This is a genomic window from Corynebacterium sp. LK33 (genome assembly GCF_014334955.1).
In the GTDB taxonomy this organism is placed as follows: domain Bacteria; phylum Actinomycetota; class Actinomycetes; order Mycobacteriales; family Mycobacteriaceae; genus Corynebacterium; species Corynebacterium jeikeium_D.
In genome coordinates this window covers 1-13,360 of record NZ_PDGU01000012.1, presented here as the reverse complement: position 1 = coordinate 13,360, position 13,360 = coordinate 1, and the positions used below count along the sequence as shown (strand labels likewise).

Sequence of the window (13,360 nt, the reverse complement as noted above, 5' to 3'; positions counted from 1 at the left end):
AGGCTTGCGATATTTTATTGTGCGATATCTCTCATATTCCCGTTATCCGATGGCAAAGGCAAGAGCGCCTGCAGCCACGGCTGCCAGCATCGGTGCGACAATCGGAACCCATGCATAGGCCCAGTTCGCATCGCCCTTGCCCTTAATCGGGAGCACGAAAGCGTAGGCCAAACGCGGGCCGAGGTCACGAACAGGGTTGATGGCGTATCCGGTCGGGGAACCAAGGGAAAGACCAATCGACACAATGATGAACGAGACACCGAAGTAGGTCAGCGGGCCAAGTTCGCCGCCGGCTGGGCCGAACAGGATGAATGCGAGCAGAACGAAGGTCGCGATGAACTCGGTGACGGCATTCCAAAAGTTATTTGGGTGAACCGGCGCGGTGAAGAAGTTGCCGCCAGTTTCGGCATTCGCATTGGTTGGGTTGCCGTTTTCGTCGACACCATTGGCGTCGAACAGCTGCTTAAAAGCGGCCCATGCCAGGATTGCACCTACGAATGCGCCCAACAGCTGACCTGCGACATAGTAAGGGACCAGGCTCCAGGCCAGGCTGCCCTTGATTGCTAGGGCAACGGTTACCGCTGGGTTCAAGTGGCCACCGGATACGTCGGCAATCGATGCGCCAGCGAAAACTGCCATACCCCAACCGAAGGCGATGCCCATCCAGCCAGCGTTTGCTGCGCGAGTAGTCCGGAGGTTGATAGAGGCACAGACTCCGTTACCGAGCAGAATTAGAATGGCGGTTCCGAAAAACTCCCAGAGGAATGCCTGGGATCCTGTGATTGTCTCCATGAGATGTGAAACTCTCTGTGCGTCGTGACCGGGAAAGGCCACGAGGAATCGTGCAACGTAAACTTTTAGGTATAAGAAATGCCGGCGAGAACTGATTCTTTTCGCCGGCACTTTTATTTCGAGCCCATTAGCCCCTTGAAGTGCAAAGCCGTTTTCCCAAGAGGGAAAGCTATTTCGTTGTGGCTACAGCGTTGGTGGCCATCTAAGAACTAACTAGTACGGCCACCGGGGGAGGGGAGGGGCAAACTAGCGGTCGAGGCTGACATCGACGTCCGCGCGAGTCTCCACTGCATGAGCAGCAATCTCGTTAGCGGCCTTGTCAGTCAGCTCACGTTCAGCTGCCAGAGTTGCTTCGACACGCTCGATGAAGACCTTGATCTCCTTCTCCATCGTGTCCTTGTCCCAACCCAGAGCTGGGGCAACCAGTTCAGCGGTGGCCCGGGCGCTGTCGACACCGCGGTGTGCGTACTCCATGGAGACACGCAGGCGGCGCTCCAGGATGTCGTCGAGGTGCATTGCGCCTTCGTGAGTCACTGCGTAGAGAACCTCAGCGCGCATGTACTGCTCAGCAGCCTCCAGTGGCTCGAGCAGGGACTTGTCCTCGGCCGTCGGGGCTAGAACCTCGTAGATGAGGGAGCCGTAACGGTTGAGCAGGTGCTCGACCTGCTTCTCGGTGATACCGAACTGCTTGGCCAGTGCTGGCTTCTGGTTGTTCAGTGCGTGGTAGCCGTCAGCGCCGAGCAGCGGGACATCTGCAGTGACGGACTCCGGTACCTTGCGGGGGACGTCCTGGACTGCAGCGTCGATGGTGTCAGCGCCGATGACGCGGTAGGTGGTGTACTTACCGCCTGCGACGGAAACCATGCCCGGGGCAACGTGGGCAACAGCGTGGTTGCGGGAGAGGTTGGTGGTGGAGTCGGAGTCGCCTTCCACCAGTGGACGCAGACCCGAGTAGACGCCGACGATGTCGTCGTAAGTAATTGGACGGCGAACCTTGGCGTTGACGTGGTCGAGGATGTAGTCGATGTCAGCGCGGGTAGCTGCCGGGTTGGCCAGGTTCATGGTCCAATCGGTGTCGGTGGTACCGATAATCCAGTATTCACCCCACGGGATCACGAACAGGACGGACTTCTCGGTCACGAAGGTCATTGCCACCGAGCCCTCAAGAGCGGACTTCGGAATAACAATGTGGACACCCTTGGAGGTGTGGACGCGGAACTTGCCCGTGACGCCAGCCAGCTTCTCAATCTCATCGGACCAAATACCGGTGGCATTGACGAAAACGCTGCCGCGGATGGTGGTGGTGGCGCCGGTGTCGGTGTCAAGGAGCTTCGCGCCGACGATGCGCTCGCCTTCCTTCACGAAGTCGACAACCTGAGTGGAGGTGCGGACATCAGCGCCGAAGTGAGCAGCGGTGCGCAGGACAGTCATGGTGTGACGGGCATCGTCAACCAGAGTGTCGTAGTAGCGAACGCCGCCGACCACGGCATCTTCCTTCAGGCCCGGAGCCTGCTTCAGGGTTCCCTTGCGGGAGTAGTGCTTCTGCATTGGAACCTGCTTGGCGCCACCCATGACGTCGTAAAGGAAGAAGCCCGATGCCATGAACGGGCGCTCCCACACGCGGTGGGTCAGCGGGAAGACGAAGCGCAGTGGCTTAACCAGGTGCGGTGCCAGGTGCGACATGGACAGTTCGCGCTCGCGCAGGGATTCAGCTACCAGGCGGAAGTCCAACATCTGCAGGTAGCGCAGACCGCCGTGGAACATCTTGGAGGAGCGGCTGGAGGTACCGCCTGCGAAGTCACGAGTTTCAATGACCGCAGTCTTCAAACCACGGGTTGCGGCATCGAGTGCAGCGCCAGCGCCTACAGAACCGCCGCCGATAATGACGACGTCGTATTGCTCGGTACCGAATTTCTCCCAGGTCTTTTCATGCTGTTCCTTATTTAGAACTGCAGATGGGGCGAGAGATGAAGAGGACGACATTTTCCAATCCTTCCCGGTGGGGGCGTTGATTTTTCGTCGAAGAGAATTTCTCGGCTCACGGCTCAGGGTACCAAAAATCGGCTTACTTGTAAGCGGTAACTTACGGTTACGTAGATATAAACAATGGGTCAAAAAGCCAAGAACACCCGCCCCAAAATGTTGTCTGGTTTTCCGCAGGTAGATAGGTATGTTAATAGAGGTTTACTACTTTTGGAATGAATGCCCACCAGCGGAGCTCACCCCATAACGGGGGTGGTAAAAGCGATTATGGGGTGTACCGGGACTGTATGACAGGTGCGCAGTACGCGCAAGGGGGATGTACCTGGTTTTTACACATAGATCTGGGCCTGTAACGACATTTATTCATGGGTCTCAGATACCAGTACATATCGCCCCGCTAAGGGGTGCGAAAGATTGTAGAGTAAAGGCCATGTTCAAGGATCCTGTGTACTTAACGATTATCGGATTGGCGCGCACCGTCTTCTTTGCCCAAGGTTTGAAGTTCACCGTTAAGGGCTGGGAAAACGTGCCGAAAGACTCTGGCGCCGTTCTCGTTACTAACCACACCGGATACATGGACTTCACCTATGTCGGTCTTCCATTCCGCAAGCACCGCCGTTTTGTCCGTTTTATGGCGAAGAAGGAAGTCTTCGACCATTCGATCGCAGGACCAATCATGCGTGCTTGTAAACACATTCCGGTCGATCGCACCGACGGCTCCAAGTCTTTTGAAGAGGCCTGCAAGAAGCTGGAAAACGACGAGTTGGTAGGCATCTTCCCGGAGTCGACTATCTCTCGCAGCTTTGAAGTCAAGAATCTGAAGTCCGGTGCGGTGCGTATGGCGCAGCGCACCGGTAAGCCCATCATCCCAGTGCTGATTGTGGGATCCCAGCGCGTGTGGACGAAGGGGCACCCCAAGCATCTCGGCCGCAGCAATACTCCGATTCATATTACGGTTTTGCCGCCGTGGACCCCGGAGGGCGATCCGGCAGAAGCCACCGAAAAGCTACACGAAATCATGGATCAGGGTGTCCGTCAGCTCTGGGACGAGTATGCAGTTGAAGAAGGTCCCCTGCCGAAGGGCGCCTACTGGGTACCGGCTCGCCTTGGCGGCGGCGCACCGACTTTCGAAGAGGCCCAGGCAGAGGACCTGAAAGTCGAAGAAGAGCGTCAGCGTATCCGTCATTTGCGCGGTGATCTGGCCGCATTCAAGGAAAAGCTAGCCGAGTCGGCACGTGAATTCGGCGATAGTGCGCGTGAGTTCGGCGATCAGACCAGGCAGCAGTTCCTCGATGCCTCGCAAACGATGAGCGCGGAGTCTGCTCGCCGAAGGGAACAGACGACCGCCTTGTTGGCGCAGTTCCGTCAGTCTGTGGAACAGATGGCTGATGATGTTGTCGCCGGTGCTAAGGAGAGCAAGGAGTCCGTGCGTACGGCCACGGATTCGATGCGCGTGACCTTCCGCGAAGCGTACGTGCAACTAGAGAAGGCCTCCGCCTCCGGTGTCGAACAGACGCAGCAGACCGTTTACCGTCTTATCGGCCAGTCGATGATGATCCGCGACAAGCTTCCACAGCGCTTGAACAGGCTCATCACCGCTCAGCCGGAGACGTTCATCTTCGATTACCCCGCATCGCTTGCCGACGACGCGGGCAATACCAGCGAAGAAAACATGAAGGCCTTGCAGCAGCTCGGCGATGCCGGAGCCACAATCGTTGTTCTGCACGAACCGGGAGATAAGCCGAATCTATCGGCTTTGGAGTCGGTTGACCTGCAGGTCGTGGAACTCCCGGAGGGCGCCAGCAAACTGGACGTCACAAATGCGGTGGTTAGCACGCTGCGCAAGCAGGCTCGCAAGGAAGAAACCGCGATTCTTTTTGCCGGTCGCTCGAACTTTGAGGAAGCCACACAGCGTGTCGGCATGCCGGTAGTTACGGCCGATGCGGACTGGTCCCTGCTGAAGAACGCGGATTGGGTAATCGACACGGTCGAGCATGGGGGAGTAGCCGCAACGCTGCAGTTGTTGCACGACCGGTTCTGCGATGACGGTGAAGATGGCAACAGTGAGGACGGCAAGTAGTTCGAAGTGACCGAGAGACTACATCCACTACTCGTAGCTTCGGATATTGACGGGACGTTCATCGACTCGCGGGAGCGGGTAACTCCCCGCCTGCGACAGGCCGTCACGCGAATGCTACGCCGCGGAACCCCGTTGGTGTTGGCCACGGGAAGGCCGGCTCGGTGGTTGCAACCAGTGCTCGAGCAGCTGCCGGTTCAGCCGTTGTGCGTGTGTGCCAATGGCGCCGTGATTTACGACTCCGGCCGTGATGAAGTGGTTGCCGCCAACACACTGAAGCCGGAGACGCTGCGATACGTCGTCAAGCATGCGCGCGAAGCGGCGCGATCCATCGGTGGAATCGGCATTGCGGCAGAGCGCGCTGGGACGTCGGCGAATGATGCCATCGATGAGCTTTTTGTGGTGGCGCCGTCCTATGACCATGCGTGGGAATCGGATGAGCACGGTGAGCTTGCTGAAGAGGCTGTGTTGTCGGAACCTGCGACGAAACTCTTGCTGCGAAACTCAGATGTGAACAGTGCCCAGCTATATGAGCTGGTCGCTCCCGCAATTGACGCGAGCTTGGCGCACGTGACCTACTCCATGCCCGACGGACTGTTGGAAGTGTCCGCGCCGGGCGTGACTAAGCGCGCCGGGTTGGAATACGTGTCTGAACTGGTCGGAGCGACCGCGAAAGATGTGGTCTGCTTCGGTGACATGCCGAACGATATCGAGATGCTGTCGTGGGCGGGCACGGGTGTGGCCATGGGCAATGCGGCTGACAACGTCAAGGAGATTGCAGACGAAATCACCGCCACCAATGATGATGACGGTGTTGCTCGTGTGCTGGAGCGCTGGTTCTAGCTAGCCTCGAGGTTTTCCCGCGCCAGCTAGCTCCTCCAGCGCTCGAGGGCGCTTACTTCAGCTCGGTCTTGACTTCGCCGGTGGTGCGGTCGAAGGTGATTGAACCGTTCTGGAACTCAGCGCGCTCGATGTTTCCATCGACCACCTGGGTCTTCGTCGGGGCACCCAGCTTGCCGACCTCGAAGCCCTGGCGGGCCCACTCATCAGCAATCTTGCCCCAGATAGCGTGCGCGCCGGTGGTGTCGGAGTCGGTGATTACGCCGTTGGAGAACTTCACGTAGCGCAGGGCATCGGCCTGGCCAGCATTGTTCGCCACGGTAGAACCGCTCTGGATACCGGACATTGCGTAACCGAGAACGGAGCCCATTTCCTCGGAGACTTGGCGCCATTCGGCAGCCAGGTCGTTCTGCTCATTGATAGTGATGATCTGGTCAATCAGGACCGGCAGGTCAGCAATCGATGGGCCGTTTTCGATGGAGCGTCCAACGGCACCCAGAATCGCATCGGCGGTCTGTCCGAGCCCCGGTGCGCCGAGCATGCCCAGCGCCGAGGCCAGCATCGAACGTGCGCCCGAGACTGTCTCCAGAGCTTGTGCCTTCTGCTGCTCGTCGGATGCGCTCGGCGAGGAGGAGTTGCTCTGCTCGCTTGCCGACGGTGCGGAGGAGTCAGCCGTAGCAGTGTCACTGGTGTTCGTGGCGTCGGTTGGCTCCGAGGTATCCGAAGTGCCCGAGGTGGTCGAGTCGGAGCTCGACGTTGTCGACGAAGTGGTGCTCGATGCGCTCGATGCGCTCGAGGACTTCTCGGAGGACGAGGTCGTGGACGTACCCGTCGATGCCGAGGTGGTCGAAGTGGTCGAGGTAGTAGAGGTCGACGTGCTCGACTCGGTCGATTCGCTCGACTGCGAGTCTGTGTCCTCGGCGGTCTTATCGTCCTTTTCATCCTGCGGAACGAGGAGGTCAATCAAGCCGTCAGGGCCCTCATTGTCAATCTTTCCGCTGGTGAGTGTGTTGTACTTCTTCTCGGCAATCGAGCGGATCTTGCTCATCTGGGCGTAGCCAGCATCACCCGGGCAGGTGGTGTTACCAACGTCGCGGTGCGCGAAGATTGTCGGCAGAGTGACCTGCTGACCGTATCCATACTTGGCGTAGCTGGTGCCACCCGAAGTCATCTGAATCTGGCCGGTCGGCTTAATGCCGGCGACCTTCAGGCGCCAACCAATCATATTGCCCACCGAGTTCAGTGCAGCCTCACTGGGAGCAACCGAAGAGTAATTACCCATCATGGAGATGCCGAAAGTACCGGTGTTGAAGCCACCTGCGTGTGCGCCCTGGACATTCTTATCCAGCCCACCGTAGCGGCCCTCGTAGATGTTGCCGTACTTGTCGACAAGGGCGTTGTATCCGATGTCGCACCAGCCCAGAGTCTGTGCGTGGTACTGGTAAATGCCGCGGACGATACCAGCGGACTGGCTCTCGGTGTAGTTGTTTGAACCAGCGGTGTGGTGCACGGTGGCACCGACAAGCTTGCTGTCGTAGTCCGCGCCCTTACAGCGGTTATTCTCGTTGGCGCCCCAGCCGGCACGGGTAATGACCTTCGGCATGCCCGTGACATTCTTGGCATCCACAATTGGGTCGATGCCGGATGCAGCAGCCTGGCCGTCGATTAGCACTGCGTCGACCTGGTCGATCGGCAGTTCATCGGCGACCGGTTCGATGTCCGTCCACTTCACCGGGAGATTCGGCGAGTCCAGATTTGCAGCGTCGTTAGCGTTCGGAGCAGTCGGGTCATCGAGTGCGTCCCCAGGAGCTGCATCCGGAGTCTGCTGGTAGTCGGAAGCGGCCTCGGCGACATCCTTGGCCGCATCCGTAGCGGAATCCTTTGCATCCTCCACGGCCTTCTTGGCGCCCTCGGCATTAATCTCGTCGAGGTTGAGCTTGGACAAATCCAGCTTCTCAGCGCCCTTGATGTCCTTCAGATCCACGCCGGAACCCGGGCCGAAGATGTTGAGTCCGTGGGTGGAAACCTGAACGCGCTTGGTTGGCTCGATGTAGATGAGCTCCGTTCCGTTCAGGCCGTTGCCATTGCCTTCAGCGGGGTAGTCCGGGTCAACGCTGAACCAGTCGGACCAGGAGCCGTCTGCTCGCTCGGCGCGGACGAAGCTGGCGATATCAGGGTCACCGGCCCACGTCAGCGCAAACTGGGAAAACTCAGTATCGGAGGTAATTTCCTTGACGACACCGCGGTTGGGATGAGCTTCGTCGGCAAGCGACTGCGTTGCGATTGCTGCATCTTCGACGAGAACGGAGACGCTGTCTGCAAGCGACTTGCTCTGGACAACGGGGTCGATGGGGCCGGCGCCGTTTTCCTCAATGAGGTCATAAGCGGCACCTGCGCCGACAACGGCAACGGGTGTCAGGGCAAGGGTCGCCACGGCAGCGAGTACCAAGGATTGCTTGGCACCTGCGCGGCGATTGATGCGGCGGCGACTAAACACGGTAATAACTCCTGGGTGATTACGAAAATCTGGTGTTACACCACAAATGTGATGTGGTTATGCCTGGATTAGATAAGCGGGGGCTTAGTTCTGAGGTGCGAACCAGGCCTGCGTAGCTTCGGCAGGGTTGGTTGGCAGGGATTCAGTTAGAAACTCACCAACAACCTCGCCTGGCGTGGGCGTTTCCACGTTTCCGAGGGAACCGCCGTTGTCGCCCGACTCGCCGGTGCCCGGAATCGGCGGAATGCTGGCGGCCTCTCCGTCCTGGTTGTTCGGATCCGTCGAGCGGCCGGCGATATCCGCTCCACCGGCACCATCAAACTTGGCTTTGGCTGCAGCGCGGATGGCATCCATCTGCTGGTAGCCGAAGGTGCCCGGGCAGGAGGTGTAGCCGGTGTCGCGGTGACCGAAGATGGCCGGGAGATTCACGGTCTGGCCGGAGCTGTAGCGTGCCTTCGAGTAGCCGGCGCTGGTCAGCGCGGCGGTGGACATCGGATCGACGCCACCGACCTTCATGCGCCAGCCGACCATCTCGCCGAGTGCGGTGACGGCCGCATCCGGAATCTCCAGCTGGTCGTGATTGCCCATCACCGAGATACCGAAGGTGCCGTTGTTGAAGCCACCTGCGTGTGCGCCCTCGATGTTCTTGTCCAGGCCACCGTAGCGGCCCTCGTAGATGTTGCCGTACTTATCGACCAGCGCGTTGTAGCCAATATCGCCCCAGCCCAGCGTATTTGCGTGGTAGGCATAAATGCCACGGACAATGGCTGGTCCCTGGGACTCTGAGTAGTTATTGGAACCCGCGGTGTGGTGGATGCACGCGCCCTTGAAAGTGCTGTAGGAGCTCGAACCGCTGCGGATGGACTCATCTGCGCCCCACGCTGCACGGCTGATTACATTTGGCGCGCCGGCAATCGACGACTCGTACGCAACTGGCTGAATAACCTCGCCGACCTGCTCTACGCCGTCGATGAAAACTGCCTGGACAGCGTTGAGGGACAATGCGGCCGTAGCGCTGACGAGGTCCTGCAGGGAACCGCCGATAGTGGCGGGGTCAAGGTTGTCGATACCAATGATGTTGCGGGGATCCAGGCCTTCGAGGAGGTTCAGGCCGACAGTCGACACCTGCACGCGACGGGTGGGCTCAACGAACAGCAGCTCGGTGCCGGACTGCCCGGAGTTATTCATCGGACCGTGTGAATCAGCGTGGAACCACGGGCCAAAGCTGCCGTCTTCGCGCTCGGCGCGAACGTAGAGCTGCAGATTGTCATCGCCCGGCCAGGTGAGTGCGAACTGGGAGAACGGTTCGTCGCGGGTGATGTCCTTTACGAATCCGCGAAGCGGGTGCAGGGCATCGGTAATGGCATGGGTGCCGACGGCTGCGTCGTCAATCATCATCGTGACAGCGTCAACCAGCGGCGATGTTGAGATCTTGGCCGCGATGGGGCCTACGCCTGGGCTTTCAACCAGAGTAGGGGCCTGGCGAATACCCCATGTTGCTAGCGGAGCTGCGGCAGTAGTAGCTGCCAGTCCATAGAGGAAGGTGCGACGGCCCATCGACGGGGCATTGATGCGACGGCGAGTTGGCACGGTAAAAGCTCCAAAAAAATGGGGTACAGGGTTATCGACCCGAGGTCTACCCGGGGTCGAAAGGAAGGAAAGTTGCAAAGCAACAGAAAATTCTGAGGAGGATGTTACCAGTGTGACTAAAAAAATCTAGTGAGACATCTGTGTTTCTTCGTTAATTTTGGGAAAATTATCAAATAATGTGACCAAACGAACGTTGGGCTGGGCTCACGTGGACGTCGTAAAGCCCGCGTGTACACCCGCAAACCGGATGGAAATGCAATAGGTTTTAAGGCGTGAGTAGCGAAAAGAACACCACTGCCAATGAATTTGCTCCGAAGTCCCTACAGGACATCAAGGACAACACCTACGACCTCATCGTGGTCGGTTCGGGTTTCTTCGGTTTGACCGTTGCTGAGCGGACCGCCACTGAGCTGGGTAAGCGCGTGCTCGTTGTCGAACGCCGCAACCACATCGGCGGCAACGCCTACTCGGAGGCAGAGCCGGAGACTGGCATCGAGGTGCACAAGTACGGTGCGCACCTGTTCCATACCTCTAATAAGAGGGTGTGGGACTACGTCAACCAGTTCACGGACTTCACCGACTACCAGCACCGCGTGTTCGCTATGTACAAGGGCACCGCATACCAATTCCCGATGGGGCTGGGGCTGATCAACCAGTTCTTCGGCAAGTACTACAGCCCGGACGAGGCGCGCCAGCTGATTAAGGACCAGACCGATGGTCTGGATCCGCGTGACGCGAAGAACCTTGAGGAAAAGGCAATCTCCCTGATTGGTCGCCCGCTGTACGAGGCATTTGTCAAGCACTACACCGCCAAGCAGTGGCAGACCGACCCGAAGAACCTGCCGGCTGGCAACATCACCCGCCTGCCAGTTCGCTACACCTTTAATAACCGCTACTTCAACGACACCTACGAAGGTCTGCCTGTCGACGGCTACACCGCCTGGCTGGAAAACATGGTGACCTCCGACAAGATTGACGTCGTTGTCGATGCCGACTGGTTCGAGGTGCGCGACGAACTGCGCGCTGTATCCCCGGACGCCCCGGTCGTCTACACCGGCCCGCTGGACCGCTACTTCGACTACGCCGAGGGCAAGCTGGGTTGGCGCACGCTGGACTTCGAGATGGAGGTTGTCAACACCGGCGACTTCCAGGGCACTCCAGTGATGAACTACAACGACGCGGATGTGCCGTACACCCGTATCCACGAGTTCCGCCACTTCCACCCGGAGCGCGATTACGTCAAGGACAAGACGGTAATTGTTAAGGAATACTCCCGCTTCGCCGACGATGGCGACGAGGTCTACTACCCGATCAACACCCCGGAAGACCGCGAGATGCTGGAGGCATACCGCAAGCTCGCCGCCGCAGAAGCGCAGGAGAACAAGGTTCTCTTCGGTGGTCGTCTGGGCACCTACCAGTACCTGGACATGCACATGGCCATCGGCTCCGCACTGTCGATGTTCGACAACAAGATTGCGCCGTTCTTCAACGACGGCGAAGCAATCGAGCAGGAGCGCGGGCACTAATTTGCCGCTTGCGGCTCCCGCGCTAGTATTGCGCGAGTGTCGCGTGAGAAAAGCCAAACCGAAGTTCCCCACCAGGGGTTATTGCTGCAGCGTGTGAACAAGTTTCTCACCCTGCCGGTGGCGCCTGTCATTCTGGTTCTTATCGGTTCTCTTGGTACCCAGGCTGCAGCCGTGCTGGTCACTGGCATGCTTTCCACGGTCGGTGCGCCGGGCATATCAGGCCTGCGCATGACCGCCGCCGCCATCATTATGGTGGTTCTGTTCCGACCAAAACTGTCCGGAATGACCCGCGTTCGCGCCATCAACATCGTGGTCTACGGCATCGCCATGGGCATGATGAGCATGATGATATACGCCGCCATCGCCCGCCTCCCACAGGGTGTCGCCGTCACCATCGACTTCCTCGGCCCCTGCGTCGTGTCTTTCCTGGGACTGAAAATGTGGCGTTCCCGCCTGTGGGCCATCGTCGCTTTCATCGGCGTTGCACTGATTGCCCAGCCCTCCAATGACCTGGACCCTATCGGCATTGGTTACGCCGCAATCGGCGCGATCTTCTTCGGCGCTTACACGCTCTTCTCCGCCCGAATGGGCAGTTCCGAGGGCGGCGGCATGCCGGATCTGGCGCTGTCAGTGGTCGTCGCAGCAATCGTGCTCGCGCCATTTTCTGTTTCCGCTGCACCGCTTGTCGACGGTTCGATGTGGGTCACCATCGTTGTTTCTGGGTTCATTGGTGCTGTTATTCCCTACATGATGGACACCATCGCTGCGGGGATTGTCTCAGCGGCGGTCGTCGGCACGCTCTTCGCGCTGGACCCGGTCATCGGTGCAATCCTGGGCTGGGCGTTTTCCGGTGACCGAGTGACTTGGTCCATGGCGCTGGGTATCGTGCTGATCGCGGCGGCTGGCGCAATTATTACCTGGCGCGGGGCGCGGGAGTCGCGTGTTGGGTAATTACTTACGCGCACAGAACTGAGTAATAAACAACTTCGCATCGCGTGATTGCGAGAAGTTGTTCGGGCAGCAATTGCGGAAACATTTGAGCGTCAGTTCGTTTTCCAGAATCACTTGTTTCGAATTCGGCCAGCAGATACTTCCTCAATCGTACTAAGCGCTTTGTTGGAGTCCACCTTTGTTCGGTCTCAGTTACTGTGTGTTGTAAAAACTAAGTCTGGACTTAACACGATGACGATTAACCAGGCGCGCAGTCTTAAAGTGCCACAGTGTGATCCTGCGAAGAACCAGCTTTTTGAATTGCAGTTAGAGTCCCTATCCTGTCAAACAAGGAGGGTGTAGGAGAAGCGAGATCTCCTTTATGACTCCACAACTCGCTTGCTACTCGTGCCTTCGCTTGGAGACTCTGAGTTCAGTGGTTGCCTGGCTTACCGCAAGGCTGAGCAGGCTTGTAGGAAGTCGAAATATTAGCGTCGGAAGCCAACCGGTCTATTGGTAGGACAGGAAATCGAAAGAACCCAAAGTTAGACCCATATTTTCAAAAATCGACGTAACACTAAATTTGTCCACCGCCCCGTGTCGAGTGAGAAATTAGTTGTTAAGCTCGCGAGCAGTAGAATTGCAAGTGGGACTAAGGACTCGTTTTGGTTAGGTTGTGTGATGGAGTTAGAACGGATAGCAGAGTGAACTCGGACATTCCAAGAAAACTGTGGCACTTTACATCTGAGTCTGGCTTTGAGGGGATTATCAAATCCCAACGACTTTTTGTGTCTTCGGCTATTTCTTTGAATAGTCAGGAGGAAATTGAGCCTGGTATGAGGGCGCTGAGAATCGCCCGAGATAAGATTCTACGCTCTCAACAAATGGCGCATCCGATTCTGGACTATGCATGGGCTGAGGAGCAGCTCTATGAGGGGTTGAAGAACTTATTTATTCTGTCGACAACGAAAGTTGTAGATTCGTCTTTCCATTGGGAACATTATGCTGATAGCCATAGGGGGATTGCCATAGCACTAGACACCCGTGCGCAATTCATTGAATCATCTGGCTCGAATGAAATTAAACTGCATGCTATTCCTCCCGTTAAAAATGGTTGGGTAAAGG

Annotated in this window: 9 protein-coding genes; 5 read left to right on the top strand and 4 right to left on the bottom strand. The window is 57.9% G+C overall.

The features are described 5' to 3' along the window. Positions 1-42: 42 nt before the first annotated feature. Positions 43-792, bottom strand: coding sequence for an MIP/aquaporin family protein (locus tag CRD20_RS04780; protein WP_172954626.1), 750 nt, complete (start codon positions 790-792; stop codon positions 43-45). Positions 793-1,038: 246 nt separating this feature from the next. Further along, a complete protein-coding gene (locus CRD20_RS04775) occupies positions 1,039-2,775 on the bottom strand; it encodes a glycerol-3-phosphate dehydrogenase/oxidase (RefSeq protein ID WP_016421655.1) in 1,737 nt (578 codons plus the stop codon). A gap of 430 nt (positions 2,776-3,205) precedes the next feature. Here CRD20_RS04775 and CRD20_RS04770 point away from each other — a divergent pair, with 430 nt between their 5' ends. Together CRD20_RS04770 and CRD20_RS04765 are read left to right on the top strand one after the other, a co-directional pair. Beyond that, a complete protein-coding gene (locus CRD20_RS04770) occupies positions 3,206-4,855 on the top strand; it encodes a 1-acyl-sn-glycerol-3-phosphate acyltransferase (protein ID WP_187404951.1) in 1,650 nt (549 codons plus the stop codon). Positions 4,856-4,861: 6 nt separating this feature from the next. After that, positions 4,862-5,695 carry an HAD family hydrolase gene (locus tag CRD20_RS04765; RefSeq protein ID WP_049190951.1) on the top strand — a complete coding sequence of 278 codons (834 nt, stop codon included), beginning with the start codon at positions 4,862-4,864 and terminating at the stop codon, positions 5,693-5,695. 52 nt (positions 5,696-5,747) lie between these two features. Here the strand turns inward: CRD20_RS04765 and CRD20_RS04760 are convergent, their stop codons facing one another. Then, positions 5,748-8,189, bottom strand: coding sequence for an N-acetylmuramoyl-L-alanine amidase (locus CRD20_RS04760; RefSeq protein WP_187404950.1), 2,442 nt, complete (start codon positions 8,187-8,189; stop codon positions 5,748-5,750). An 84-nt stretch (positions 8,190-8,273) separates the two neighbouring features. After that, positions 8,274-9,779 (bottom strand): N-acetylmuramoyl-L-alanine amidase, encoded by a 1,506-nt coding sequence (locus CRD20_RS04755; RefSeq protein ID WP_016421651.1) that lies wholly within the window; start codon positions 9,777-9,779, stop codon positions 8,274-8,276. 329 nt (positions 9,780-10,108) lie between these two features. Here CRD20_RS04755 and glf point away from each other — a divergent pair, with 329 nt between their 5' ends. The 3 genes from glf to CRD20_RS04740 all read left to right on the top strand — a co-directional run. Next, a complete protein-coding gene (gene glf / locus CRD20_RS04750; protein ID WP_042388989.1) occupies positions 10,109-11,305 on the top strand; it encodes a UDP-galactopyranose mutase in 1,197 nt (398 codons plus the stop codon). A 36-nt stretch (positions 11,306-11,341) separates the two neighbouring features. Continuing rightward, positions 11,342-12,256: a DMT family transporter gene (locus CRD20_RS04745; protein WP_370545921.1), complete on the top strand. Its 915-nt coding sequence runs from the start codon at positions 11,342-11,344 to the stop codon at positions 12,254-12,256. Positions 12,257-12,939: 683 nt separating this feature from the next. Continuing rightward, a partial coding sequence (locus CRD20_RS04740) for a hypothetical protein (RefSeq protein ID WP_222866205.1) occupies positions 12,940-13,360 on the top strand: 421 nt, incomplete at its 3' end.